Annotated in this window: 24 protein-coding genes; 7 read left to right on the top strand and 17 right to left on the bottom strand. The window is 66.5% G+C overall.

Features of this window, described 5'->3' with window-relative positions:
- Nucleotides 1-236 precede the first annotated feature (236 nt).
- Together J2Y55_RS20585 and J2Y55_RS20580 are read right to left on the bottom strand one after the other, a co-directional pair.
- Complete coding sequence (locus J2Y55_RS20585; protein WP_310157419.1) at nt 237-1,217, bottom strand: Bug family tripartite tricarboxylate transporter substrate binding protein; 981 nt, start codon at nt 1,215-1,217, stop codon at nt 237-239.
- Between the two features lie 25 nt (nt 1,218-1,242).
- Nucleotides 1,243-2,724, bottom strand: a complete 1,482-nt coding sequence (locus J2Y55_RS20580; protein ID WP_310157417.1) for an AMP-binding protein — start codon at nt 2,722-2,724, stop codon at nt 1,243-1,245.
- A 115-nt stretch (nt 2,725-2,839) separates the two neighbouring features.
- On the opposite strand from J2Y55_RS20580, the gene J2Y55_RS20575 reads away from it, so the two are divergent.
- Nucleotides 2,840-3,739: a LysR family transcriptional regulator gene (locus tag J2Y55_RS20575; RefSeq protein WP_310157415.1), complete on the top strand. Its 900-nt coding sequence runs from the start codon at nt 2,840-2,842 to the stop codon at nt 3,737-3,739.
- A 6-nt stretch (nt 3,740-3,745) separates the two neighbouring features.
- Here the strand turns inward: J2Y55_RS20575 and J2Y55_RS20570 are convergent, their stop codons facing one another.
- The gene (locus J2Y55_RS20570; protein ID WP_310157413.1) at nt 3,746-4,612 is read right to left on the bottom strand and encodes an NAD(P)-dependent oxidoreductase; all 867 of its coding nucleotides are present in this window, start codon (nt 4,610-4,612) and stop codon (nt 3,746-3,748) included.
- Between the two features lie 149 nt (nt 4,613-4,761).
- On the opposite strand from J2Y55_RS20570, the gene map reads away from it, so the two are divergent.
- Entirely contained in the window at nt 4,762-5,511 is a 750-nt protein-coding gene (gene map, locus J2Y55_RS20565) for a type I methionyl aminopeptidase (protein ID WP_310157411.1), read from the top strand.
- Nucleotides 5,512-5,551: 40 nt separating this feature from the next.
- Here the strand turns inward: map and J2Y55_RS20560 are convergent, their stop codons facing one another.
- From J2Y55_RS20560 to rocD, 5 genes are all read right to left on the bottom strand, one after another.
- Entirely contained in the window at nt 5,552-6,268 is a 717-nt protein-coding gene (locus tag J2Y55_RS20560; protein WP_310157409.1) for an ABC transporter permease, read from the bottom strand.
- Nucleotides 6,265-6,993: an ABC transporter permease gene (locus tag J2Y55_RS20555; RefSeq protein ID WP_310157407.1), complete on the bottom strand. Its 729-nt coding sequence runs from the start codon at nt 6,991-6,993 to the stop codon at nt 6,265-6,267. The genes J2Y55_RS20560 and J2Y55_RS20555 overlap by 4 nt, the downstream gene beginning before the upstream one ends.
- A 175-nt stretch (nt 6,994-7,168) precedes the next feature.
- Complete coding sequence (locus J2Y55_RS20550) at nt 7,169-7,948, bottom strand: transporter substrate-binding domain-containing protein (RefSeq protein ID WP_310157405.1); 780 nt, start codon at nt 7,946-7,948, stop codon at nt 7,169-7,171.
- Nucleotides 7,949-8,259: 311 nt separating this feature from the next.
- A complete protein-coding gene (locus J2Y55_RS20545; RefSeq protein ID WP_310157403.1) occupies nt 8,260-9,516 on the bottom strand; it encodes an MFS transporter in 1,257 nt (418 codons plus the stop codon).
- Between the two features lie 409 nt (nt 9,517-9,925).
- On the bottom strand, nt 9,926-11,146 hold the full coding sequence (gene rocD / locus J2Y55_RS20540; RefSeq protein WP_310157401.1) for an ornithine--oxo-acid transaminase: 1,221 nt from the start codon (nt 11,144-11,146) through the stop codon (nt 9,926-9,928).
- 548 nt (nt 11,147-11,694) lie between these two features.
- On the opposite strand from rocD, the gene J2Y55_RS20535 reads away from it, so the two are divergent.
- The gene (locus J2Y55_RS20535; RefSeq protein WP_310157398.1) at nt 11,695-12,366 is read left to right on the top strand and encodes a spermidine synthase; all 672 of its coding nucleotides are present in this window, start codon (nt 11,695-11,697) and stop codon (nt 12,364-12,366) included.
- Between the two features lie 503 nt (nt 12,367-12,869).
- Here J2Y55_RS20535 and J2Y55_RS20530 read toward each other — a convergent pair.
- A complete protein-coding gene (locus tag J2Y55_RS20530; protein ID WP_310157395.1) occupies nt 12,870-13,457 on the bottom strand; it encodes an isochorismatase family protein in 588 nt (195 codons plus the stop codon).
- 96 nt (nt 13,458-13,553) lie between these two features.
- Here J2Y55_RS20530 and J2Y55_RS20525 point away from each other — a divergent pair, with 96 nt between their 5' ends.
- Nucleotides 13,554-14,210, top strand: a complete 657-nt coding sequence (locus J2Y55_RS20525) for a TetR/AcrR family transcriptional regulator (RefSeq protein WP_310157392.1) — start codon at nt 13,554-13,556, stop codon at nt 14,208-14,210.
- Between the two features lie 60 nt (nt 14,211-14,270).
- On the opposite strand, the gene J2Y55_RS20520 is transcribed toward J2Y55_RS20525, so the two are convergent.
- The 3 genes from J2Y55_RS20520 to speB form a co-directional block, all read right to left on the bottom strand.
- The gene (locus J2Y55_RS20520; RefSeq protein ID WP_310157390.1) at nt 14,271-15,017 is read right to left on the bottom strand and encodes a hypothetical protein; all 747 of its coding nucleotides are present in this window, start codon (nt 15,015-15,017) and stop codon (nt 14,271-14,273) included.
- Between the two features lie 563 nt (nt 15,018-15,580).
- Nucleotides 15,581-16,066: an Lrp/AsnC family transcriptional regulator gene (locus J2Y55_RS20515; protein ID WP_310157387.1), complete on the bottom strand. Its 486-nt coding sequence runs from the start codon at nt 16,064-16,066 to the stop codon at nt 15,581-15,583.
- Entirely contained in the window at nt 16,063-17,115 is a 1,053-nt protein-coding gene (gene speB / locus J2Y55_RS20510) for an agmatinase (RefSeq protein ID WP_310157385.1), read from the bottom strand. The genes J2Y55_RS20515 and speB overlap by 4 nt, the downstream gene beginning before the upstream one ends.
- A gap of 331 nt (nt 17,116-17,446) precedes the next feature.
- On the opposite strand from speB, the gene J2Y55_RS20505 reads away from it, so the two are divergent.
- The 3 genes from J2Y55_RS20505 to J2Y55_RS20495 all read left to right on the top strand — a co-directional run bounded on the left by J2Y55_RS20505 (nt 17,447) and on the right by J2Y55_RS20495 (nt 20,662).
- Nucleotides 17,447-18,532 carry a TRAP transporter substrate-binding protein gene (locus J2Y55_RS20505; protein ID WP_092176096.1) on the top strand — a complete coding sequence of 362 codons (1,086 nt, stop codon included), beginning with the start codon at nt 17,447-17,449 and terminating at the stop codon, nt 18,530-18,532.
- A gap of 300 nt (nt 18,533-18,832) precedes the next feature.
- Nucleotides 18,833-19,939 carry a TRAP transporter substrate-binding protein gene (locus J2Y55_RS20500; protein WP_310157381.1) on the top strand — a complete coding sequence of 369 codons (1,107 nt, stop codon included), beginning with the start codon at nt 18,833-18,835 and terminating at the stop codon, nt 19,937-19,939.
- A 243-nt stretch (nt 19,940-20,182) separates the two neighbouring features.
- Nucleotides 20,183-20,662: a porin family protein gene (locus J2Y55_RS20495; protein ID WP_310157379.1), complete on the top strand. Its 480-nt coding sequence runs from the start codon at nt 20,183-20,185 to the stop codon at nt 20,660-20,662.
- Between the two features lie 219 nt (nt 20,663-20,881).
- Here the strand turns inward: J2Y55_RS20495 and J2Y55_RS20490 are convergent, their stop codons facing one another.
- The 5 genes from J2Y55_RS20490 to J2Y55_RS20470 form a co-directional block, all read right to left on the bottom strand.
- A complete protein-coding gene (locus J2Y55_RS20490; protein ID WP_404978985.1) occupies nt 20,882-21,520 on the bottom strand; it encodes a uracil-DNA glycosylase family protein in 639 nt (212 codons plus the stop codon).
- Nucleotides 21,517-21,987, bottom strand: coding sequence for a hypothetical protein (locus J2Y55_RS20485; RefSeq protein WP_310157377.1), 471 nt, complete (start codon nt 21,985-21,987; stop codon nt 21,517-21,519). Before J2Y55_RS20485 ends, J2Y55_RS20490 begins: the two co-directional genes overlap by 4 nt.
- Entirely contained in the window at nt 21,987-22,472 is a 486-nt protein-coding gene (locus J2Y55_RS20480) for a hypothetical protein (protein ID WP_310157375.1), read from the bottom strand. The genes J2Y55_RS20485 and J2Y55_RS20480 overlap by 1 nt, the downstream gene beginning before the upstream one ends.
- The gene (locus J2Y55_RS20475; RefSeq protein WP_310157373.1) at nt 22,473-23,084 is read right to left on the bottom strand and encodes a glutathione S-transferase family protein; all 612 of its coding nucleotides are present in this window, start codon (nt 23,082-23,084) and stop codon (nt 22,473-22,475) included.
- 249 nt (nt 23,085-23,333) lie between these two features.
- Nucleotides 23,334-24,107 (bottom strand): ABC transporter permease, encoded by a 774-nt coding sequence (locus tag J2Y55_RS20470; RefSeq protein ID WP_310157371.1) that lies wholly within the window; start codon nt 24,105-24,107, stop codon nt 23,334-23,336.
- Nucleotides 24,108-24,144 lie beyond the last annotated feature (37 nt).

Raw genomic sequence — 24,144 nt, 5'->3', positions numbered from 1 at the left:
GCGAACAGCGCTTTACAAAGGCGCGGCCCTCAAAACGTGGAAGGCCCCGGAGCGATCCGGGGCCTTTTTCTTAAGTCGCCGCTTTCCTGGCCGTCATTGCGAGGAGCGTGAGCGACGAAGCAATCCAGGGGGGCTCGCTCTATTGCCTCCCTGGATTGCTTCGCTTCGCTCGCAATGACGGCTGCGCTTGCAATGACGGGCGGAGCGAATCCTGCGTTCGATCCGCCTACGCAGCGTCAGTCGAGCGTGATCTTGTTGTCGGCTATGATCTGGGCCCAGCGCTTGCGGTCGGCGTCGAGATAAGCGGCGATCTCGGCTGCGCTCATCGCGCGCTGCATCATCCAGCCCTGCTTTTCCAGGCTCGTTTTCAACGCGGCATCGGCATAGAAACCCGCCAGGCTGCGTTGGAGCCGCTGCGCGATCGCCTCGGGCGTCGCGCGCGGGACGGTAAGCGCAAACCAGACGATCGATTCCTGGCCGGGATAGCCGGCCTCAGCCACGGTCGGCATGTCGGGCAGCGCCGCGAGCCGCGTCGTCGCGGCCACCGCCAGGCCGTTCAGCGCGCCGGCCTGGATCTGCGGCAGCGAGGTGCTGGCCGTGTCGAACATCAGCTGGACCTGACCACCGATGAGATCCTGCAGCGCCGGCGCGCTGCCGCGATAGGGCACATGGGTCATGCGCGTGCCCGACGCGACCATGAAGCGCTCGGCGGCCAGATGCAGGGGGTTGCCGACGCCGACGGAGGCGAAGTTGAGCTTGCCGGGATTGGCCTTGGCATATGCGACGAGCTCGGCCAGCGATTTCGCCGGCACCGATTTATGCGTGACCACGACAAGCGGGATCTCGGCGAGCAGGCCGAGCGGACGCAGGTCGCGTCCGGGGTCGAAGCCCAGCTTCTTGTAGAGCAGCGGGTTGAGCACGAGATTGGCGCCGCTGCCGATCAGCAGCGTGTAGCCGTCGGGCTCGGCCCGCGCCACCGCCTCGGCGCCGAGATTGGTGTTGGCGCCGGGCTTGTTCTCGATGACGATGGACTGGCCGAGATCGCGGCCCATGCTTTCGGCGAGGCTGCGCGCGAGCTGGTCGGTGGCGCCGCCGGCCGGATAGGGCACGATCAGGCGGATCGGACGCAGCGGATAGTCGGCGGCGTGCGCCTGCATCGCACTGAGCGCGATGAGACCGGCACAGACGGCGCGGCGTGCGATGGCAGGCAATCCCATGGCGTCCTCCTCTTCGGGCGATCGTTCAGATGCGCCGCCCACTTCCAGCCCAATACGGCTCGCGCAGCTTCTTCTTGGCGATCTTGCCGTTATCGTCGCGCGGCAGCTCGGACACGATCTCGATCCGGCGCGGCACCTTGTAGCCGGCAATCTCGCCCCGCAGCGCCGCGACCAGCCCCGCCGGGTCCAGCGCGTGGCCGGGCTGGGGCTGGACCAGCGCCAGGAGCTGCTCGCCATATTCTTCGTCGGGGATGCCGAAGACGGCGCAATCCAGCACGCCCTCGCAGCGCACCAGCGCATGCTCGATCTCGGCGGGATAGATGTTGACCCCGCCGGAAATGACCATGTCGGAGGCGCGGTCGCAGACATAGAGATAGCCGTCGCTGTCGAGATAACCCATGTCACCGAGCGTGATCAGCCCGTCGCGCTCGGCCTTGGCCCGCGCTTGCGGCTGGTTCTTGTAGGAGAAGTCGGGATAGGCCGGCTGGCGGACATGGATGAGGCCGATCTCGCCTGCGGGCAGCGCCTCACCATGGTCGTCGAGGATCGCGATCCTGGCCTCGCCGAAGGGGCGCCCGCTGCTGCCCGGCCGCTCCAGTGCCTCGCGCGCCGTGATGGCGGTGATCATGCCGGTCTCGCTCGAGGCATAGGTCTCGTTCACGATCGGCCCGAGCCAGTCGATCATCGCGCGCTTCAAAGCCGGCGCGCAGGGCGCGCCGGTCGAGGCGACGAAGCGCAGGCTCGACAGGTCGTAGCGGGCGCGCACCTCCAGCGGCAGCTTCAGCAGCCGGACATACATCACCGGCACGAGATAGACCGTCTCGATCCGATGCGTCTCGATCAGCGCCAGCAGCTCCTCCTCGCGGAAGCGCGGCATCAGCACGAAGAGCTCGCCCGCCAGCAGCGTCATCTGCGCGAACAGGCTCGGCGCACTGTGATAGAGCGGCGCCGGCATCAAGGCCCGCACGCCGGGCACGATGCCGAAGCTCGCCTCGACCACCGCCATGGTGCGGCGCTGGTAGTCGGCGACCTCGGCCAGCGGCACGGCATCGCGCACCACGCCCTTGGGTCGCCCGGTCGTGCCGGAGGTGTAGGCCATGTGACCGCGCGGCGAGACGAGAGGCCCGGCATAGGGCGGCTGCGCGGCAAGCCAGCTTTCGTAGTCACTGGCCGGGCCGACCGACAGCACGGGCAATCCGACCGGGATTGCAGCGGCGGCGGCCGCCAGAAGGTCGGCGTGCCCGAGCAGCGCCTTCGCGCCGCTGTCCTCCAGCAGAAAGCCGATCTCGGCTGCTGCGAAATGCCAGTTGACCGGGCAATAGACGAAGCCGCCGATGCGGCAGGCCTGGATGATGTCGGCATAGGCGGGATCATTGCGCAGCAGGACGGCGACGACGTCGCCCTCGCGCAGGCCAAGCGCCGCCAGGCCGCCGGCGAGGCGCGCGCCACGCGCCGCCAGCTCATCGCCTGGAATGCGGCGGGATTCGAAGATCAGTTCGGCCGGCACGGGTGTTTCCTCGCGGGGCATTCGGGCGCCCTTCTGCCCGCAATTGTAACCCGTGCCCGAACGTCTACAATCCCCGGGCTGTCGACATGACTGTTCTGGATTTCGCGACAATCAGATGGACCTCAATCTCCTCCTGCTTTTCGCCGAGATCGTCGAGACGCCCAATCTCAGCGAGGCGGCGCGCCGGCTCGGCCTCTCCCGCTCGCGCGTCAGCCAGCGCTTGAAGACATTGGAGAGCCAGATCGGCGCACAGCTGATGCGGCGCACGACGCGGCGCGTCGACCTGACCGATGCCGGCCGGACCGCCTATGAGCACGCGCTACGCCTGCGCGAGGATGCGGGAGCGGCGCTGGCCGCGATCGCCGGGCACAGGCACAGCCCGCGCGGACATGTCAGGGTCAGCGTGCCGACCGGGCTCGGGCGGCTCACGCTTGCGCCCCTGCTGCTCGACTTCCTGCAGGCACAGCCCGAGATCACGCTCAAGGTGACCTTCAGCAACCGTATCGACGATCTCGTCGCCGACAATATCGACGTCGCCGTCCGGGTTCTGGCGCAGCCGCCCGAGACGGTGGTGGCGCGCGAGCTCGGGCGCGTCGCCTGGCGCCTGTGTGCGGCGCCCGAGCTCGCGGCTGCATTCGGGACCGGCGGCCCCGACATGCTGCGGCGCCTGCCGGTCGTCACGCCGCCGCCGACCGGCCGCGACTATGCCATCCGGCTCTCGCGTCGAGGCGTGGTCGAGACCGTCCTGGTCCAGCCGCGGCTGCAGGCGGAGGACTTCCTGTTCATGCGCGACACGGTGCTTGCCGGAGCCGGAATCGGCCTGCTGCCGGACTACATCGCCGACGCGCCTATCGCGGCGGGCAAACTCCTGAGGCTGCTGCCGGATTACGACGTGCTCGGCCCCGGCGACCGCATCTTCCTGCTGACGACGCCGACCCCGCATCCGGCGCCGGCGGTGCATGCGCTCGTGGCGTTCCTGCGTGAAGGCGCCCTACGCCGACCCGCAGAAAGCTGAACGGGATCAGTCTTCGAGCCGCGCGATCAGGCTCGAGGTGTCCCAGCGCCGTCCGCCCATCTTCTGGACTTCGGCGTAGAACTGGTCGACCAGCGCGGTGACGGGCAGCTGCGCGCCGTTGCGGCGAGCCTCCTCCAGCACGATGCCGAGATCCTTGCGCATCCAGTCGACGGCGAAGCCGAAATCGAACTTGCCGGCATTCATGGTCTTGCCGCGGTTCTCCATCTGCCAGGAGCCGGCCGCGCCCTTGGAAATCACCTCCAGCATGGCCTCGACATCGAGCCCGGCGCGCTTGGCAAAATGGACGCCCTCCGACAGGCCCTGGACGAGGCCGGCGATGCAGATCTGGTTGACCATCTTGGTGAGCTGGCCGGAGCCGGCCGGGCCCATCAGCTTGCACATGCGCGCGAAGCTCGCGATCACCGGCTCGGCGCGGGCATAGACCTCGCGCTCGCCGCCGCACATCACCGTCAGCACGCCGTTCTCGGCGCCGGCCTGGCCGCCCGAGACCGGCGCATCGATGAAGCCGAAGCCCGCCGCGGTCGCTGCCTCGTCGAGCTCGCGGGCGACGCCGGCCGAGGCCGTGGTGTGGTCGACGAAGATCGCGCCCTTCTCCATGCCGGAGAAGGCGCCGCCCTCGCCCAATGTCACCGAACGCAGATCATCGTCATTGCCGACGCAGGCGAAGACGATCTCCTGGCCCTTGGCGGCATCGGCCGGGGTTGCGGCGCTGATGCCGGCATGCTGCGAGACCCAGGCCTGCGCCTTCGTTGGATTACGGTTGTAGACCGTGACCTCGTGGCCCTTGGCCTTGAGATGGCCGGCCATGGGATAGCCCATCACGCCGAGACCGAGGAAGGCGACTTTGGTCATGTTTCGCTCCGCTGCGTTTCTTGAAATGCCGGAACCGGCTTAGCCTGTGGCAGGCCAACTGAAAAGCAGCGCGGCTGTGCCGCCCCGCATGCGCGCAGTGAAGCAGAGGTTGTTGTCCCCGGCCGCCGGAGCGGTTAGGGCATGCGGCCATGACGATATCCAATGATGACGACCTGAAGGAGTTGCGCGAGATCAGCCGCATCGTCGCCAACACGCTGGCGGCGATGGGCAAGGCGCTCGAACCCGGTATGACGACGGCAGAGCTCGACCAGATCGGCCGCGCGGCGCTGGAGAGCGCCGGCGCCCGCCCGGCTCCGGAGCTCGCCTACAACTTTCCCGGCGCGACCTGCATCAGCGTGAACGAGGAGATCGCCCACGGCATTCCCGGCCCGCGCCGGATCAAGGCCGGCGATCTCGTCAATATCGACGTCTCCGCCGAGAAGAACGGCTTTTTCTCCGATACCGGCGCCTCCTTCGCGGTGCCGCCGGTCTCGCGCCGGACCGAGCGACTGTGCCGCGACGGCCGCCGCGCGCTCTGGGCCGGGCTCGGGCAGGTCGGCGCCGGCAAGCCGCTCGCCGGCATCGGGCAGGCCATCGGCCGCTTTGCAGGGAAGAACGGCTATACGCTGGTCCGCAACCTGGCGAGCCATGGCGTCGGCCGCTCGCTGCACGAGGAGCCGACCGAGATCGCGACCTGGCCGGAGCGCTCGGAGCGCCGCCTGATGCATAACGGCCTGGTCTTCACGGTCGAGCCGTTCCTGTCGCTGGGTGCGAACTGGGCCGAGAGCGGCGACGACCCCTGGACGCTCTATGGCGAACCGCGGGCTCCGACGGTCCAGTACGAGCATACCGTCGTCGCAACCACGAACGGGCCGCTGGTCCTGACGCTTCCGGGCTGACGCGCGGGCTGATGGCTGCGCCGCGCGGCACCGCCCCCCGTCAGCGTAGCGCCATATGCCGGGTCAGCCTGATTTCGACCCTGTCCCAGACGCGCCTGATCACCTCGACCAGCACGAGATAGATCAGCGCCGCATAGAGATAGATCGTCAGGTCGAAGGAGCGGGAGAAGGCAAGCTTGGTCGCGCCCATCAGATCGTAAAGCGTCACCAGCGAGGCGACCGCGCTCGACTTGATCATCACGATCAACTCATTGCCGAGCGGGCGCAGCCCCAGGATCATCGCCTGGGGCATGATGACGTGGCGCAAGGTCGCCCAGCGATGCAGGCCCAGCGACAGCGCGCCCTCGAACTGGCCGCGCGGAATCGACTGGATGGCGCCGCGCAGGATCTCGGCCTGGTAGGCGGCGGTGTTGATGGTGAAGGTGAAGAGCGCGCAGTAGAACGGCTCGCGGAAGAACCACCACAGCCCGACATCCTGCCAGAACAGGCGGAACTGGCCGAGGCCGTAATAGATCAGGAAGAGCTGGCAGAGCAGCGGCGTGCCCCGAAAGAAGGTGGTGTAGCCGTTGATCGCCATCTGCGCCCAGCGCGGCCCGTACAGCCTGGTAATGGCGAGCCCGACGGCCAGCACGAAGCCGATCGCGACGGAGATGACGACCAGCTCGGTGGTGATCCAGAGGCCGCCGGCCATGCGGCAGCCATAGTTCTGGAAGACCTCGCTGCCGAGGAACCAGCCGGGATATTCGCACCAGTTCATCGCGTCGCGCCCCCGAAGGCGGCGATGCCGCGATTGCTGCGGGCCTCGAGCTTCGCCACGCCCCAGGCCGAGGCCAGCGAAAAGGCGAGATAGATCAGCATCGCCGCGCCGAAGAACAGGAACGGCTCCTTGGTCGTGACATTGGCGCGCGTGGTGATGAACATGATGTCGGGCAAGGTGATGACCGAGACCAGCGAGGTCTCCTTGAGCAGCACCATCCAGTTGTTGCCGAGCCCGGGCAGCGCCACCCGGATGAGCTGCGGAAACACGATCAGGCGAAAGGCTTGGGCCCGGGAGAGCCCGAGCGCGGCGGCGGCCTCGCGCTGGCCCTTCTGGATCGAGTTCAGGGCGCCGACCCAGACCTCGCTGGAAAAGGCCGAGAGCACGACACCTAGCGCGACCATGCCCGCGACGAAGGGCGGCATCGAGAAATTGCCGGGCAGGCCGAGCCGCTGCCAGAGTTCCTGCAGCACCACCTGGATGCCGAAATAGATGATGTAGAGCGTCAGCAATTCGGGCACGCCGCGGAAAACCGTGGCGTAGACCGTCGCCAGCCAGCGCGGAACGGTTTTCTCGGAGCGCTTGCCGAGCGCGACGATCAGGCCGAGCGCCAGGCCGAAAGGCAGGGTCGCGAGCGCGATCGAGATGGTGATGCCGGCGCCCTGGAGCAGAGGAAGACCCCAGCCGCCGGGGCCGAAGCCGAGCAAAGCGAACTTATCGAACATGAAGCAGCCGGTGCTCGGGGCTGAAGGTGTGAGCCGGCGCGGAGAGCCCGCGCCGGTCGATCAGGCTAGAGCAATGTCCGATCCAATTGGATCGTTCAATTGCCCTAGCTCTTGTTTTAACGCGTTTTCTTCACGCGAACCGGTGTCCACTTCGCTCGAAAACGCTCTGGCACGCTCAGAGGATCGGGATCTTGAAATACTTGTCGGCGATCTTCTTGTGCGAGCCGTCGGCCAGCGATTCGGCGATCGCCTTGTTGAACATCTCCTTCAGCGCGACGTCCTCCTTGCGCACCGCGCCGGCGACGCCGGCACCATGGATAGCGGGATCACGCTCGATCACGCCGATCTGCTTGCAGCAATCCTTGCCCTTGCCGTTGAGGAAATCCTCGAGCGAGAGCGAGTCGGCGATGATGTAGTCGAGCCGGCCGCTGAGCAGATCGAGGTTGGCCTCCTCCTGCGTCGGATAGGGGCGCGCGGTCGAGTCCTTGTAGATCTTCTCGACGAAGTTGGCGTGCACGGTCGAGCCCTGGACGCCGATCGCCTTGCCCTTGAGCGCGGCCGGCGAGACATCGGTCGAGGTCGTGGTCTTCGGTCCGATGATCCAGATCGGGGTCTTGGTGTAGACCGAGGTGAAATCGACGCGCTTCTTGCGCTCATCGGTGGCGTTCATGCCGGCGATGATGATGTCGTATTTGCTGGCGAGAAGCGCCGGGATGATGCCGTCCCAGTCCTGGACGACCCAGCTGCATTTCACCTTCATCTTCTCGCAGAGAAGATTACCGTAGTCGATCTCGAAGCCTTCCAGCTCCTTCTTGGCGTTGAGGTTGTTGAAGGGGGGATAGGCGCCTTCGGTGCCGATCCGGATCTCCTTCCACTCCTTGGCTTGCGCCATAACGCCGGTTGCGCCGACGACCGTCAACGCGGCCGCGGCGATGAAACGAACGAAACCTTTCATAGTACCTCCCACAAGTTCGGCCGGCCGGGCGTTTCGAGTTCCCTGGTCCAGCTTGTGCTCATAGATTGGGCGATCTTGCATCCTTGCCGCAAGGGGGCATGCGCGCCTTTTATGGGCCGGCGCGCCCAATTATTCCGCAGATCAATCCGCTGTTTTCATTGGGAAAATCGGCCGCTCGGCGAAAAACGGCCTGCTGCTTCAGCCGATGCCGTGGGCGCGCGAGAGCAGGATGCGAAAAAGTGGAAGCCGGTTTTTCGCATCCATCCTGCTCTCACTTTTAGTTGAGAGACGGATTCAGATGTCAGATGGGATCACTGCGTGAACCCATCTGACATCATCCGGCTCTTGCGACGCGCAGCCGCGTTGAGACGGTCGTCGAGGAGCGCAATCAGCCAGACGGCGAGCCCGCCCAGCGCCAGCGCGACGCCGACCCAGCCCGTCGAGGTCCAGCCATAGCCGGCCGCGATCGCCATGCCGCCCAGCCAGGGACCGAGCGCGTTGGCGGTGTTGAAGGCGCTGTGGTTGAGCGCGGCGGCAAGCGTCTGCGCATCCTCGGCCACGTCCATCAACCGGGTCTGCAGCACGATGCCGAGCCCGCCGCCACAGCCGATCAGGAAGACCACCAGCGAGATCGTCCAGATGTTGCCTGCAGCGACCGGAAAGAGCGCGAGCGAAGCTGCGCTCCACAGCAGCATCGCGCCGGCGGCCGGCATGGTCGCCTTGTCCGCAGCCCAGCCGCCGACGAGCGTGCCCGCGGTCAGGCCGAGCCCGAAGATGGCGAGCACCATCGGCAGCAGCGCCGGCGAAACCTGCGTCACCTCCAGCAGGGTCGAGGCGACATAGGTGTAGACCGCGAACATGCCACCGAAACCGATGGCGCCGATGCCGAGCGTCAGCCAGACCTGCCGGCGCTTCAGCGCGCCGAGCTCGCGCAAGGGGCTGGCGCCCGGCTGCAAGCGGTCACGCGGCACGAAGGCGTAGACCAGGAGCGCGGTCGCGACCGCCAGCAGCGCCACGATGCCGAAGCCCCAGCGCCAGCCGAGAGCCTGGCCCATCCAGTTGGCGATGGGCACGCCGAGGATGGTGGCGATCGTCAAGCCCAGCATCACGCGCGCCACGGCCTGGGCGCGCCGGTTGGGCGGGGAGAGCGAGGCGGCAACCAGCGCCGCCACGCCGAAATAGGCGCCATGCGGCAGGCCGCTGAGGAAGCGGAAGGCAAGCATCCAGCCATAGCTCGGCGCCAGCGCGCTCAGCAGATTGGCGACGGCGAAGACGCTCATCAGGCCGATCAGAAGGGTGCGGCGCGTGATCCGCGCCGCCAGCACCGCGATGATCGGCGCGCCGACGACGACGCCCAGCGCATAGGCGCTGATCACATGCCCGGCCATGGGCTCGTCGATGCCCAGCCCCCTGGAGAAGAAGGGCAGCAGGCTCATCGCGGCGAATTCGGTCGTGCCGATGGCGAACCCGCCCATGGCGAGCGCGAACAGGACGAGCGCCAGATGCGTCGAGGGCTGGCCGACCGCTACGGCGATCTCGGCATGGCGCGTCTCGGTCGCGGCCGTCATGGATCTCGTCCCTTCCCAATACCGGCGGCGCAGCAATCGCGCTGCAGCGCAACATGAGTGTTACCCATGCTGCCTGCGCCGGATCAACAGGCATTGGCGGGACGAGCCATGCCTTGATTGCATGATGGGGATGTGCCTCCCGCGCCCATTTCGAATGACGCCGGAACCTCGACGGAGAACCCTCTCCTAAGGAGAGGGCTGGGTGAGGTGTAGGCCGTTCGACCAGTCGCCTGACGACCTTGCCGTCATTGCGAGCGCAGCGAAGCAATCCTGGGGCCGTCGAGCGAGCCCTCCTGGATTGCTTCGTCGCCAACGCTCCTCGCAATGACGGGCCAAGCCGCCCGTGTCGTAGCCCTCAGGAGCCAGGCCCCTCAGGATGAGGGCGGCGTGGCCATATGGGGCGTGGCACTCAAGCCGCCGCCCTCGCCCCGGAGGCCAGCGCCTCCTTGAACACCGCCTCGCAGCGGGCGAGCCCCCAGTCGAGCTCGGCGCGCGTGATGGTCAGAGGCGGGGCGAAGCGGATGACGGTTTCATGCGTCTCCTTGGTCAGCACCCCGGCCCCGGCCAGGGTTTTGACCAGCGCCTTGGCGGAAGCGACCCTGGGATCGATCTCGACCCCAACCCAGAGGCCGAGGCCGCGCACGGAGCGGGCGAGGCCCGCGCTCATCGCCTCCAGCCGCGCCTTCATATAGGCGCCCTGCTGCGCCGAGCGCTCGACCAGGCGCTCCTCCTCGATCACGGTCAATGCCTCCAGCCCGATCGCGGCGGCGAGCGCATTGCCGCCAAAAGTCGAGCCATGCGAGCCGGGCTCGAACAGGCTCATCACCGCCCGCGAGGCGAGGAAGGCCGAGACGGGGTAGACCCCGCCGCCCAGCGCCTTGCCGACGATCAGCCCGTCCGCGCGGATGCCCTCATGCTGATGCGCGAACCAGCGCCCGGTGCGACCGAGGCCCGACTGGACCTCGTCGAGGATGAGCAGGATGTTGTGCCGGTCGCAGAGTGCGCGCAGCGCCCTGAGATAGCCGGGCGGCGGCACGACGATGCCGGCCTCGCCCTGGATCGGCTCGATCAGGATCGCGGCGGTATTGGGCGTGATCGCGGCCGCGATCGCCGCCTCGTCGCCGAAGGGAACGGTGACGAAGCCCGGGGCGAAGGGGCCAAAACCGTCGCGATAGCTCTCCTCCGAGGAGAAGCCGACAATGGTCGTGGTGCGGCCGTGGAAATTGCCAGCCGCGACGATGATCTCGGCTGCGCCGTCTTGAATGCGCTTGACGCGATGGCCCCAGCGCCGCGCCGCCTTGATCGCGGTCTCGACCGCCTCGGCGCCGGTGTTCATCGGCAGCGCCATCTCCTGCCCGGAGACCTCGCAGAGCTTGGCCAGGAACGGGCCGAGCGGCTCGGTGTGGAAGGCGCGGCTGGTGACCGCGAGCTTGCGCGCCTGTTCGGAGAGCACTTTCAGGATGCGCGGATGGCCATGGCCGAGGCTGACGGCGGAGTAGCCGCTCATCATGTCGAGGCGGCGGACGCCGGCGGTATCGGTCAGCCAGACGCCCTCGCCATGGGAGAGCATGATCGGCAGCGGCGCATAGTTCTGCGCGCAGACGGCCTGTTCCCGGTCGATGGCGTTCATGACGGCTCTCCCCTTGCAAGCCCCGAGGATAGGCCCACCGCAGCAGCCGAACTTGTCCGGGGCGCAGGAAGAATGCAGCCGAATCTGTCGTTCAGGCGACAGGACCGGGTGGGCGGGCTATCGCATTTGACCCCACAGCACTCATCCTGAGGAGCGCTTGCGCAGGCTGAGTTTCGAAGGATGCTCCTCTGAGGCTGGCCGATAACGATGCCGCTGTTTTCAAAAGCTTGAACATCGCGGAAAAACGCGCCGTCATCCCGGACAAGCCGCGTCAGCGGCGCCGATCCGGGATCCATGCCGAAGCGCCTGCGAGTGAGGTTCCGGCATGGATCCCGGGTCTCCTTGCAGTCGCCCGGAATGACGGCGCGTTTCCCGAAGTTCCAACCGGCTGAAGTCGTTGCTGACGTTATCGCTCAGGCTCTCAGGATGAGAGCTCAAAAATCCAAAGGCGATAGCACTGGGATCGGGCAGCCGGGCTCGCCGCCACGCCGCGACACCGCTATAGCCTCGCCTGCCCGCCCTCCCTGCCCTGCCGCGAGACCTGTCCCGTGATCCCCTGGACCCTGATCGACAGTGCGAAATTGCCCGGCCAGGGCGAGCTCAGGCTGAAGCGGCGCGGCAGCGAGTTCTCGATCATGCTCGGCACGAACGAATTGATGAACAGCCGGCTCAGCGGCTCCGAGGAAGCGCTGGCCACGCTCGCCTGCGCGCGCCTGCGGGATGCGCCGCATCCCCAGATCCTGATCGGCGGGCTCGGCATGGGCTTCACCCTGCGCGCGGCTCTGCAGGTTCTCGGGCCCGAAGCCAGGGTCGAATTGGCCGAACTGGTGCCCGAGGTCGTCGCCTGGGCGAAGGGGCCGATGGCGGAGGTCTTCGCGGGCTGCCTCGACGATCCCCGCGTCAGCGTGACGGTCACCGATGTCGGCGCTGCGATCGCCGCCGCGCCGGCGCGCTACGACGCCATCCTGCTCGATGTCGACAACGGTCCGGAGGGGCTGACCGTACCGGCCAATGACGGGCTCTACAGCGATGCGGGCCTGTCTGTCGCGCGCCAGGCCTTGCGCCCCGGCGGCGTGCTCGCCGTCTGGTCGCAAGGGCCGGATCGCCGCTTCACGCAAAGGCTGCGGCAGGCGGGTTTTTCAGTCGAGGAGAAAATGGTGCGGGCCAACAAAGGCCGCAGCGGCGCGCGGCATGTGATCTGGCTGGCGGTGCGGCGCTGATCGGAAATCCATCCTAGAGCGTCATTCTCGGGCTTGTGCCACGAAGGCCCGGTTCGCCGAGAGCGGCCGATCGAAAAGCACGATTCACCGCAGGCTTTCCAGCAGGCGGTGACGGAGGGACAAGCGCGGGGAACCCCTCTCCCGCATCGAAGTCGGGTATACCCGACTTCGACACTCCAAGTGCTGAACTCGGGCAGGCCCGAGTTCAGTGAGAGGGGCAGGGGTGAGGGTGTGCCCTTTCAGTAGAAGGCGCTGCGGCTCCGTCGCGCCTCAATAACGAGCGGGGGGCCCTCATCCCTGCCCTTCTCCCACACGGGAGAAGGGTTCCCCGCGCCCTTCATCCGGCACTTCGCTTCATCTCACCCGGGATGACGGCGCGTTTCGAGACGAAATTCCAACCCACTGAAATCCTTGCTCAGATTATTGGCCAGCCTCGGAGGAGCCATCCCATCAGGAATGGCGTCTCGAAGGATGAGGAGCTCAAGACATTCCCAAACACTCTTTCAGCCCTTGTGCCCGAGCGCGGCGATGATGTCGGCGCTGCTGCGGATGCGCGAAACGCGCGGCAGCGTCTTCGTCAGCGCGAATTCATGCATCTCCGCGCCCAGCGAGGTCGATGCATCCTGCGCGACGATGACGGCGTAGCCATGCTGCCAGCCATCCCGCGCCGTCGATTCGACCCCGAAATTGGTGGCAATACCGCCGATCACGATGCTGGTGACGCCGCGCCGCCGCAATTGCAGGTCGAGTTCGGTGCCGAAGAAGGCGCTCCATTGGCGCTTGACGATGCGGATCGTGGCCGGCAACGCGGCGATCTCGGGCGCCAATTCCGACCAGCCGGGAGGTGGCCCGCCAGCCGGCAATTGCATGGGCATGTCGACGGCCTGCGCGAGCCGGTCGCCGCCATCCCCGGAGAACGCGATCGTCACGGTCACGATCGGCGCTGCGGCTGCCAGGAAGGCTTGTCCGAGCCGCTGCGTCGCCGTGACGAGCGCGGCGCGGTCATAGGGCGCCAGCGGCATGGCGAGCGTGCCGTTCTGGACATCGATGAGAATGAGGGCGGTTTTGCCAGGGTCGAGATGAAAGGTCATGGTGATCTCCGGAAGCCGGGGCGTCGCGCTCGGGCAGATTCGGGCCGGGCGGCGCTCGTTAATATGAGGCAATCCTCACATTTGTGATTTATGAGAATGGACTCACAAAAGTCAAGCGCAGGCGCGAGCGAGACCGCCAAGACCACCAAGACGCCCAGCCGCGGAAGGGGCGTGCAGCGCGTCTCGGCCCTGCTCGATGCCGCTTCCGCCGTGTTCGCCGAGGCTGGATACGAGGCCGCGACCACGACCGAGATCGCGCGGCGCGCCGGGGCCTCGATCGGCTCGCTCTATCAGTTCTTCCCGACTAAGGAGCATCTGGCGGCGGCGCTGCACGCCCGCCATCTCGACGGTCTCGCCGCCGTCTTCGACGGTCTCGCCGCCGAGGCGCAAGGTGCGGCCAGCGAGCAAGGTGCGGCCGGTGACGGGATCATCGACGCGTTGTTCCAGCGCCTGCTGGTCTATCTCGAGGCCAATCCGGCCTTCCTCGTGCTGGGCGAGCGCCGCAGCCTCGATCCGGCGGTCAAGAAGCAGGCGCGGGCGCGGTTGCGCGGCGGCATTGCCGGCCTGCTGCAGACGATCGAGCCGCCGGTGCCGCGCGAACGGCTTGCGCCTCTGGCGGCGCTGATCCTGCACCTGATCCGCATGGCGGCGATGCTGCGCGCCGATGATGATCTCGCCATCCGCGACCCTGCGGTCGTAGAGCTGCGCGAGATGCTGCGGCGGCATCTCGCCGCCACGCAGGTGAAGGCTTGACCGGCTCGCTCGCACCGGCGGCGCATGCGACGAAGGCACCGCCCTGCCGGCTTGCGGCCCTCATTCCAGTCCGCAGAGCCCCTCGCATGAATTGACCGACAGCGCCGCGACGACATCCTTCAGCGGCGCCTGCACAGCGGGGCTGAGCGCCGGGAGCGCGGACTGGACGGTTGCGACGAGTGCGAGGCGGTCGCCGCGCGTCGTTCCCTTGGCCAGCGCCGCAGCATTTTCGGCAAGGCCATTCGCAAGCGCGCGCTGATTTTCCGGGGTCAAGCCAGGGCTGCGGAGCGCCAGCGTTGCCGCGTTGACGATCTCCAGGAAGCCCAGGCGCATCATGCGCAGTCCCTGGCGGCGCGCATCGTTCATCTCGTCGGGCTTCAGGCGCGTGATGAAATCGGCCACGGCGGGCATGGCCGCGGCAATGACCTTGATCAGGAAGACATGCGAACGGGTGATCTCATCCTGGAAGAGCATCGCATTGCGCGCGGTGTCCGGCTGCCGGGCCGGATCGGCGGAGAACAGCGCATAGGTCTTCAGAATCTGCGTTTCCTTCGCCAGGATGTCGAGCAGCAGGGGAATGTCGTTGGATGCATAGGGCGGCCGGCCGAGTATGATTGGGGCATCCCACAGCGCTGCCAGCACCTTGGCATCTGCGGGATCGCTCCATCGCGGCAGGGTCCCGCTCGCCCGCCTCTGACGCGTCAGCGCGTCCATGGCGGAAAAAGCTGCATTCAATTGGGCAGGCCCCGATGCCGGCACCTCCGCCCACGCCTTCCAGCCGGGTGCACCCAGCAGCGAGGCGAGCACCAGGAGTTTGATAGGGTAAGCCAGTTTCGCTCTCATCGCGCCTCTCATCATCTCATCTCGCTGCGTCGCGCAGGCAGATCGGCGCGGCGTTAGAGCAACGGGTTTTGAGACCGATTTATGGCTGAGGCTGCGTTACATGATCAGGCAGGGAACCTCGACGGAGAACCCTCCCGTAGGGAGAGGGGTCCCCGCGCTTGTCGACGCGCTTTCCCTTCTCCCCTCGCGGGAGAAGGTGGCTCGGCGAAGCCGAGACGGATGAGGGGCCGCTCGACGATTACCGTTTTGCCTTGCGACGCTAACCGGAAAGGGCACGGCGCCCCCTCATCCGGCGCTACGCGCCACCTTCTCCCGCCAGGGGAGAAGGGAAGAAGCGCTCTTCCTCGCCTGGTCGCGGGCTTACCTGGGATTGGCCTGCACCCCACCGGTCCAGGGGCCGACACCTCATCCCTGCCCTTCTCCCTGATCTCGGGCTTGCCCGAGTTCAACACTCAAAGTGTCGAAGTCGGGTTAAACCCGACTTCGATGCAGGCGAAGGGTTCCCCGCGCCATTTGACGAAGGCGCGCTACTCCTCGCCCAGCGGATAGCCCTCGAACTCCTTCAGCGCCTTGAGCGCGAAGGTGGTGGCGATTCTGGCCACGCCGAGCTGCGCATCGGCGAGCCAGGCGCCGGTCAATTCCTCATAATCGGCCAGCGAGCCCGCCACGATGCGGGCGAGATAGTCGGCCTCGCCGCTGACGACCTGGACCTCGACCACGTCGGGGCAGCTCTTCAGCACCTTCTCGACGCGCTCGCGCCGGCCAACCGAGTGGTCGCGCAGCGAAATCTGCGCGAAGGCGACGATGGCGTGGCCGGCGAGCTCCGGCGCAAGGCGGGCGCCATAGCCCCGGATCAGGCCGGACGCCTCCAGCTTTCGCACGCGCTCGAGGCAGGGCCGGGCCGACAGCCCGACCCGCTCGGAGAGGGCCTGGTTGGTGATGCGCCCCTCCCCCCGCAGGACCGCGATGATCCGGCGGTCGATCGCGTCGAGCGTCAGCGCCTTGCGCTTCACGGCCTGCCCTTGCCCGCGGCGCGGGCTTCCGCGATCAGGCACAATTGCGTGAAGAGCACCTGCGCCGCGCATTGGGCCGTGTTGGAGGTCGCATCATATTGCGGCGCGACCTCGACCACGTCGGCGGCGACGATGTTTGAACCCTTCAGCCCGCGCAGGATGGCGAGCGCCTCGCGCGGGGTGAGCCCGCCGACCTCGGGCGTACCGGTGCCGGGCGCAAACGCCGGATCGAGCGAATCGACATCGAAGGAGACATAGGTCGGGCCGTCGCCGATGACGGCAAGCGCCTTGGCGATGACAGCATCGAGCCCGAGCGCGTCGACCTCATTGGCATGGATCACGGTCATGCCGCTCTCATAGGAGAACTCCCAGAGATACTCGGCCCCGCCGCGGATGCCGATCTGGATCACGCGAGCGGGATCGAGCACGCCGTCGAGCACCGCCTGCCGGAACGGGCCGCCATGGTGGAATTTCGAGCCCTCATAGGGTCCCGAGGTGTCGCAATGGGCGTCGATATGGACCATGCCGAGCGGGCGCTTCTCGCCGACCGCGCGCATGATCGGATAGGTGATCGAATGATCGCCGCCGACCGCGAGCGGCGAGACGCCGGCCTTCACGATGGTCTTGAAGGTCGCCTCGATGTCCTCATGGCAGCTTTCCAGCGAATAGCGCGAGCGGAACGGCACGTCGCCGATATCGGCCGCTTTCAGCATGCCGAAGGGGGCCGTGCCCAGGACATGGTCCATCGGCCCCATGCGCTCGACGGCGCGCACGGCGCGGGGCCCGAGCCGCGTGCCGGCGCGGTTGGTGACGCCGAGATCCATCGGCAGGCCGATGATCGCGACATCGAGGCCGCCGAGATCGGGCAGGCTCAGCGCATCCGGCCTATAGGGCGCGCTGATGAAGGTCGCGACGTCGGAGAACGGCCATTTGCGCTTGTCGCCCTTGAACTGGTCGGCGGCGACCTTGGCGAAGCGCGGATCGTGGATATCGGCCCCGCTCGCGCCGGCATAGCGCGCCCTCAGGCTTGCGAGTTTGTCCTGGTCCATCTTGCGCGCCTTTCGCAATTTCGTCCGCATGAGATCGCGCGGAGGTTGACCACACGCGTGAAAAGTTTCATGCGCTCCCGGCGCAGCCGTGCCATGTTCCAGGCGCAATTGTCGAGCCCGCAGGATTGCTCGACGGTCACGAGATGTTTGGGGAGATGTGCGAGAAAAACGTGCAAGTATAGGGCCGAACACAAGCGCGCGTTGCACCAAAGAACAATGCGCCCGGCCTTGATGATTGCTGCCGCCAGCCATCATTGTCCTGAAACACCGCAGGATGGGAGCAAACCCGTCTGCGTATCATTTTGCTGAAATCCCGGAGGAGATGTTCCAAATGAAGCGTCGTCAATTTATCCAGACCGCCACTGCCGGCGCCGCCGCCGCGGCAGTCGCCATGCCGGCCGTCGCCCAGTCCAACCCCGAAGTGAAATGGCGCCTGGCCTCGAGCTTCCCGAAGTCGCTCGACACGATCTATGGCGCCGCCGAGGTCATGGCCAAGATGGTCTCCGACCTGACCGACGGCAAATTCCAGATCCAGGTCTTCGCGGCGGGCGAAATCGTGCCCGCGCTGCAGGCGGCCGACGCCGTGACCAACAACACCGTCGAGATGTGCCACACGGTGTCGTATTACTATGTCGGCAAGGATCCGACCTTCGCAATCGCGGCCTCGGTGCCGTTCGGCCTCAATGCGCGGGGCCAGAACGCCTGGCTGTACCAGGGCGGCGGCAACGAGCTGTTCAACGAGTTCTACAAGAAATTCAACATCTACGGCCTGCCCTGCGGCAACACCGGCGCGCAGATGGGCGGCTGGTTCCGCAAGGAGATCAAGACCGTCGCCGACCTGCAGGGCATCAAGATGCGCATCGGCGGCATCGCCGGGCAGGTGCTGCAGAAGCTCGGCGTGGTGCCGCAGCAGATCGGCGGCGGCGACATCTATCCGGCCCTGGAAAAAGGCACGATCGACGGCGCCGAATGGGTCGGCCCCTATGACGACGAGAAGCTCGGCTTCGCCAAGGTCGCGCCGTTCTACTACTATCCGGGCTTCTGGGAGGGCGGGCCGACGGTCCATGCCTTCGTCAACCTGGAGAAGTGGAATTCGCTGCCCAAGGCCTACCAGGCCGCGCTGACCGCCGCCTGCACCCATGCCAACAATTGGATGGCGGCGAAGTACGACGTGGTGAACCCGCCGGCGCTGAAGCGTCTCGTCGGCGCCGGCACGCAATTGCGGCCGTTCTCCCAGGAGATCCTGGAAGCCTGCCTCAAGGCCTCGAACGAACTCTATGCCGAGATCTCGGCCAAGAACCCCGACTTCAAGAAAGCGATCGAATCGATGGCCGCTTTCCGCGGAGACCATTATCTCTGGTGGCAGGTCGCGGAACTGACCTTCGACGTCTTCCAGGTACGCACGCGCTCCCGCTGAGACCAGCGCCGCGCTCCGGCGCGGCGTTTCCACGGCCACGACGATTCATCCTTAAAGCCCGGCAAGTTGCCGGGCTTTTTTCATGTTCCCTGATCGTGCCGGCGTACTGGTCTGCCCCTGCCCCACCGGAAATGCCGGCTCTTGCGCGCAAAGGTAGTGGATTTTAAAGCGGCCATGTCATTTTTGCATGCGCGCCATGCTTTTTCGCTTGCACTGGCGAAAAGACCTGCTTTGTTTGTGGGAACGCGAAGACTGGACCAAACCGGCGCGCGCATCGTCTTTGAGGGAGGACAGGTCCAGATGAAGCGTCGTCAATTTCTGAAGACGGCAGGAGCCGGCGCGGCCGTCGGCATGGGGGCCGGCGTGATCGCGAGCCCGGCCATCGCGCAAGCGATGCCCGAGGTGAAGTGGCGCGTCACTTCATCCTTCCCGAAATCGCTCGACACGATCTATGGCGCTTCCGAAATCCTGGCCAAGGCCGTCTCGGAAGCGACCGACGGCAAGTTCCAGATCCAGGTCTTCGCCGCCGGCGAGATCGTGCCCGGGCTGCAGGCCGCCGACGCCGTCACCAACGGCACCGTCGAGATGTGCCACACCGCATCCTACTACTATGTCGGCAAGGATCCGACCTACGCCTTCGGTACGGCCGTGCCCTTCGGCCTCAACGCCCGCCAGCAGAACGCCTGGTTCTACCATGGCGGCGGCAATGAACTGCTCAACGAGTTCTACAAGAAGGCCAATATCTACGCGCTGCCCGGCGGCAATACCGGCTGCCAGATGGGCGGCTGGTTCCGCAAGGAGATCAAGACCGTCGCCGACATGCAAGGCGTCAAGATGCGCATCGGCGGCTTCGCCGGGCAGGTGATGAGCAAGCTCGGCGTGGTGCCGCAGCAGATCGCCGGCGGCGACATCTATCCGGCGCTGGAAAAGGGCACGATCGACGCCGCCGAATGGGTCGGCCCCGCCGATGACGAGAAGCTCGGCTTCAACAAGGTCGCGCCATTTTATTACTATCCGGGCTGGTGGGAGGGCGGCGCGGCGCTGCATTTCTTCATCAACACGGCGAAATGGGACGCCCTGCCGAAGGTCTACAAATCGATCCTGACCACGGCTGCGGCACTCGCCAATGTCGACATGCAGGCGAAGTACGACGCACGCAACCCGGCCGCATTGAAGCGCCTCGTCGGTGCGGGCGCGCAGCTGCGGCCCTTCTCCCAGGAGATCATGGAAGCCTGCCTCAAGGCCTCGAAGGAGGTCTATGCCGAGACCTCGGCCAAGAACGCCGATTTCAAGAAGATCTACGAGGCGATGTCCGCCTTCCGCGGCGACCAGTATCTCTGGTTCCAGATCGCCGAATATTCCTATGACAATTTCCTGATCCGCGCGCGCGCGGCCAATCAGCTCTGAAGAGAGCGACCGGCCGGTTTTCCGGCCAACTCGATGCCTGTCGAACCCCGGTCGCAAGGCCGGGGTTTTTCCTTGGAGCCTTGCTCCAAGAGGGATTCTGGCTTGAGCCAGGCCGTCATTGCGAGGCACGCAGCGACGAAGCAATCCAGGGGCGGCAGAGCTCGACGTCCTCCTGGATTGCTTCGCTTTGCTCGCAATGACGGCCCGGATGGCATTGAAACCTAGATATCGAGGCTCTTGGCCATGGCTTCGCCGGAATTCTGGCGCTACCATCGTCGCATGGCGCATCCGAAGGTCCCGACCGTGCTGATCCGATTCCATGCATTCGCGCTCCCGGCATTCGCGCTCCCGGCATTCGCGTTCGCGACGCTCGCGCTTGCGGCCGCCCCCGCCATGGCGCAGGTCATCGGCGAGCCGATTCCCGGGCAAAGCACGACGACTTCCAAGGCGACGCCCTGGAAACCCGCCTCGACCGCCCGGCCCTGCCCCGAATACGGCCCGGGCTTCGTGCGCATGGAAGGCAGCACCGCCTGCGTGCGGCTCGGCGGCTCGGTCGCCGTCGAATACGGCGTCCGCACGGGCGGCCGGACCGGCTCGGCGGCACAGGCCGGCGTGCGTCTCGAAACCCGCGACCAGACGACCCTGGGTCCGGTGCGCACCGTCATCCAGGCCAGGGGCCGCGTCGACCGCGGGCTCGACGGCTACACCTACGGCTATCGCTGATCCGGCGGGGACACTAGAGACTGTTTGGAAGCTCCCTGAGCCCTCATCCTGAGGAGCCATGGTTTTGATCTTGCATCGGCTCGTCCCGAAAACCGGTTCCCACTTTTCCGGCCGATGCCCAGGAATGGCGTCTCGAAGGATGCTTCAGGAGACTCCCGAACCATCTGGAGCATCCTTCGAGACGCCGCTGCGCGGCTCCTCAGGATGAGGGCTCGAATTTCAAAACGGGCTCTTCGGGACCAGCCGCGCGATCTCGGCGCGCAGGACCGGCACCAGTTCCGCCTCGAACCAGGGGTTGCGCGTCAGCCAGGCATTGTTGCGCCAGGAGGGATGTGGCAGCGGCAGCACGCGCGGCATGACCGGCCGCTCCAGGATTGCGCGCCAATTCGCCATCGTCTCGGAGAGCGAGGCGCCTTCGCTTGGCCCCAGATGCCAGGCCTGGGCATAGCGACCGATCGCCAGCACCAGTTCGATCTCCGGCAGCGCCGCGAGGACGCGGGCGCGCCAATGCGGCGCGCATTCGCGGCGCGGCGGACGGTCCCCGCCCTTGGCGTCGAGACCGGGAAAGCAATGCCCCATCGGCACGATCGCGACCCTGGCCTCATCGTAGAAGGCGGCCTCGTCGAGCCCGAGCCAGCTGCGCAAACGGACGCCGGAGGGATCGGTGAAGGGCCTGCCACTGGCATGGACGCGCGTGCCCGGCGCTTGCCCGGCGATGCAGAGCCGCGCCGTCACGCTCGCCTGGATGACCGGGCGCGGCTCATGCGGCAGGGGTGGCGGATAAAGCGGCGCATCGCGGCAGATCCGGCAGGCGCGCAGATCCCGCAGCACCGCCTCGAGCGGCTCCGCCAGGCTCACCGTCGCGCCAGGCGTGACCGGCCGGGGGCACGCGAGATCAGCCCGTCGCAGGTCCATTGCGCGGCGCCGGCACTGAAGCCATGCGGATCGCCGGGCTCGATGGTGGCGACGCCGTTGATGCGCCCGCTCGGCCGGCTGCGCAGCACATAGAGCCGGCCGCTCAATTCCACCGTGAAGCAATAGGTCCGGCGCGTCTCGGTCGGCCCATAGTAGTAGCAGACCGCGTCCGCCGTGGTGATCCAGCAGGCATCCGTATTGGCGACATTGCGGTTATGGCCGCTGGCGCGGCCATCGGGATGGTGGAATTCGCTGAAGGGCAGGTTGTTGCCGGAATAGCGGCCGCTCACCGTATTGCCCTCGAATACCTTGCGGGTCGCGTCGCCGCTCAGGCGCTCGGCGGCTTGGCCCACGGCGCCGGCTGGAATCGACAGGGCCACGGCAAGGACAGCGCGGGTGAGCCGCCGCATCATCGGGACGCAAACCTGCGCCGCGACATCGGCAGGGCCGGCGCCCGCGAGATCAGCCCGTCGCAATACCAGGGCGCGCCATTGTCGCTGTGCTTGCGCGGATTGCCGAGTTCGACCGTCGCGAAGGCATTGATCTGGCCGTTGGAGACGTTGCGCAGCACATAGAGCTTCTCGGTGGCCTCGACCGTGAAGCAATGCACCGTGCGGTCGGTCGGCGGGCCATAGTAATAGCAGACCTGATCCTCCTTGGTGATCCAGCAGGCGTCCTTGTTGGGCTGCCAGCCATTATGGCCGAGCGCGCGGCCATCCGTGTCATGATATTCGGTGAAGAAGCCGCCATTGGTATAGCGGCCGCTGACCGTGTTGCCCTCAAAAGCACGCTTGATCGCCTCGCCGCTCAAGCGCTCGGCGGCGAAGGCGGGTGATACCAGCGTCAGTGATGCCAGCGCCAGCTTTGCCAGCGCCAGGACGACAATCGCGCGCATTCAGGCCTTCCAACTCGGGCGAGCCGAGATTTCGGCGTGCCAACGGCGGATATGGACAAAATCCTCGGGCAGCGAAATACGCGAGGGCTTCATGAAATCGATCGCGATGCCGGCCGTGATATCCGCCACGGTCAGGTTTTCACCGCAGACGAAGCGGTTGCCGGCGAGCTGGAGCTCGAGGATCCAGAGATGGTCCTCGATCTGCTCGCGATTGGCCTCGGCCCATTCGGGAACCTGCTCCTCCAGCTCCGCCATCGAGGGGTGGCTGTGGCGGAAGACGGCGGAGACGCTGCTGAACAGGCCGAGCTCGACCCGGCGATTCCACATCTCGGTCAGCGCCTGCTGCTTCGGATCGACCCCGAACAGCGGCGGCTGCGGATGGAGGCTCTCGACATAGCGGCAGATCGCAATGGTCTCGGCAAGCGCAGTGCCGTCGTCGAGCACGAGCACCGGCAGCCGCTGCAGCGGGTTGATGCGCGTGAAGCTTTCGCTCCTGTGCTCCTTCCTCGCGATATCCACCGGCACGAGCTCGGGCAGAGGCACGCCCTTCTCGGCGAAGAAGATCCGCACCCGCCGTGGATTGGGCGCCCGCCCGCCATCATAGAGCTTCATCGAAGACCTCTCCCTTTTGCGGGCAGACCCGACCATGACGAGGCCTTGGCGGTCAACAGGATGACGCCATTTCATGATCGATGTTTGGCGATGATGACCGCAAATGACGCGCGAAGACGACCCTCGGCTAAGTCGCCATCATTCAGGCCGTCATTGCGAGCGCAGCGAAGCAATCCAGGAGGGCTCGCTCTGTGGCCTGGATTGCTTCGTCGCTGCGCTTCTCGCAATGACGGGTGGTTCAGGCTCCCCCTACCGGCCGGCCGAGCGGTGACGGATCGCGCGCTCCAGCGACAGGAGCCCGCTATTCGCCAGCACCGCGAAGAGCGCCAGGAACAGGCCGATCGCCATGATCGTGTCGAGATCGCCCAGGCCCATCGCGTTGACGGCGGTGAAGCCCAGGCCCCGTTTTGACGCGAACATCTCGCCGATCAGGACGCCGAGCAGGCTCAGCGAGAAACCAATGCGGATGCCGGCGACGAGTTCAGGGATGATCGCCGGCAGAACGACGGACCGCACCGCCTCGAACGCGCTGAGCCGCATCACCTTGGCCGTGCGCAGATAGACCGGCTTCAATTGGGTGATGGCGTTGCGCGTCAGGAGCGTGATCGGCACGAGCCCGTGCATGATGCCGAAGGCGACCTTCGCCGGCATTCCGAGCCCGAAGATCAGCAGGACCAGCGGATAAAGCGTCACCTTCGGCAGCGAGTAGAACGTCACCAGGATCGGCTCCATCACCTCGCCGACCGGCCGCAGCAAGGCAAGCACGACGCCAAGCCCGATGCCGAGCACGATCGACAACGCCAGCGCCCAGGCGAAGGCCGTGCCGGTCTCGGCGACGTCGAGCCAGAAGCGGCCGCTCCCCATCAAGACGACGAGCCGCGCCAAGGTCGCGGCGGGCGAACTGATCGCGCCCGATGCGGTGGCGAGGTGCAGCCCCTGCCAGCACAGGATCAGGACCAGGGCCAGCACGATCGGCGGCACGATGTTTCGCAAGGCTTCGCCTGGCAGGGTTTGGCTCGGCATGGCTTTGCTCGGCAAGGTTTTGCTCGACATCGCTTTG

The sequence above is a fragment of the Allobosea sp. BE125 genome (assembly GCF_031456075.1).
Taxonomy (GTDB): domain Bacteria; phylum Pseudomonadota; class Alphaproteobacteria; order Rhizobiales; family Beijerinckiaceae; genus Allobosea.
The sequence above is the reverse complement of the archived record's forward strand: the minus strand, read 5'-3'. Positions and strand labels throughout refer to the sequence as shown.

Bases quoted from the DNA above. Each gene is read 5' to 3' on its own strand.
- J2Y55_RS20575 (WP_310157415.1), top strand. From the start codon at position 2,840: ATGGACCTCAATCTCCTCCTGCTTTTCGCCGAGATCGTCGAGACGCCC.
- speB (WP_310157385.1), bottom strand. From the start codon at position 17,115: ATGGACCAGGACAAACTCGCAAGCCTGAGGGCGCGCTATGCCGGCGCG.
- J2Y55_RS20475 (WP_310157373.1), bottom strand. From the start codon at position 23,084: ATGAAGCTCTATGATGGCGGGCGGGCGCCCAATCCACGGCGGGTGCGG.
- J2Y55_RS20495 (WP_310157379.1), top strand. From the start codon at position 20,183: ATGGCTTCGCCGGAATTCTGGCGCTACCATCGTCGCATGGCGCATCCG.
- J2Y55_RS20525 (WP_310157392.1), top strand. From the start codon at position 13,554: ATGGACTCACAAAAGTCAAGCGCAGGCGCGAGCGAGACCGCCAAGACC.
- J2Y55_RS20545 (WP_310157403.1), bottom strand. From the start codon at position 9,516: ATGACGGCCGCGACCGAGACGCGCCATGCCGAGATCGCCGTAGCGGTC.
- rocD (WP_310157401.1), bottom strand. From the start codon at position 11,146: ATGAACGCCATCGACCGGGAACAGGCCGTCTGCGCGCAGAACTATGCG.
- J2Y55_RS20505 (WP_092176096.1), top strand. From the start codon at position 17,447: ATGAAGCGTCGTCAATTTATCCAGACCGCCACTGCCGGCGCCGCCGCC.
- J2Y55_RS20555 (WP_310157407.1), bottom strand. From the start codon at position 6,993: ATGTTCGATAAGTTCGCTTTGCTCGGCTTCGGCCCCGGCGGCTGGGGT.
- J2Y55_RS20585 (WP_310157419.1), bottom strand. From the start codon at position 1,217: ATGGGATTGCCTGCCATCGCACGCCGCGCCGTCTGTGCCGGTCTCATC.
- J2Y55_RS20500 (WP_310157381.1), top strand. From the start codon at position 18,833: ATGAAGCGTCGTCAATTTCTGAAGACGGCAGGAGCCGGCGCGGCCGTC.
- J2Y55_RS20550 (WP_310157405.1), bottom strand. From the start codon at position 7,948: ATGAAAGGTTTCGTTCGTTTCATCGCCGCGGCCGCGTTGACGGTCGTC.
- map (WP_310157411.1), top strand. From the start codon at position 4,762: ATGACGATATCCAATGATGACGACCTGAAGGAGTTGCGCGAGATCAGC.
- J2Y55_RS20570 (WP_310157413.1), bottom strand. From the start codon at position 4,612: ATGACCAAAGTCGCCTTCCTCGGTCTCGGCGTGATGGGCTATCCCATG.
- J2Y55_RS20485 (WP_310157377.1), bottom strand. From the start codon at position 21,987: ATGCGGCGGCTCACCCGCGCTGTCCTTGCCGTGGCCCTGTCGATTCCA.
- J2Y55_RS20560 (WP_310157409.1), bottom strand. From the start codon at position 6,268: ATGAACTGGTGCGAATATCCCGGCTGGTTCCTCGGCAGCGAGGTCTTC.
- J2Y55_RS20470 (WP_310157371.1), bottom strand. From the start codon at position 24,107: ATGCCGAGCCAAACCCTGCCAGGCGAAGCCTTGCGAAACATCGTGCCG.
- J2Y55_RS20480 (WP_310157375.1), bottom strand. From the start codon at position 22,472: ATGCGCGCGATTGTCGTCCTGGCGCTGGCAAAGCTGGCGCTGGCATCA.
- J2Y55_RS20530 (WP_310157395.1), bottom strand. From the start codon at position 13,457: ATGACCTTTCATCTCGACCCTGGCAAAACCGCCCTCATTCTCATCGAT.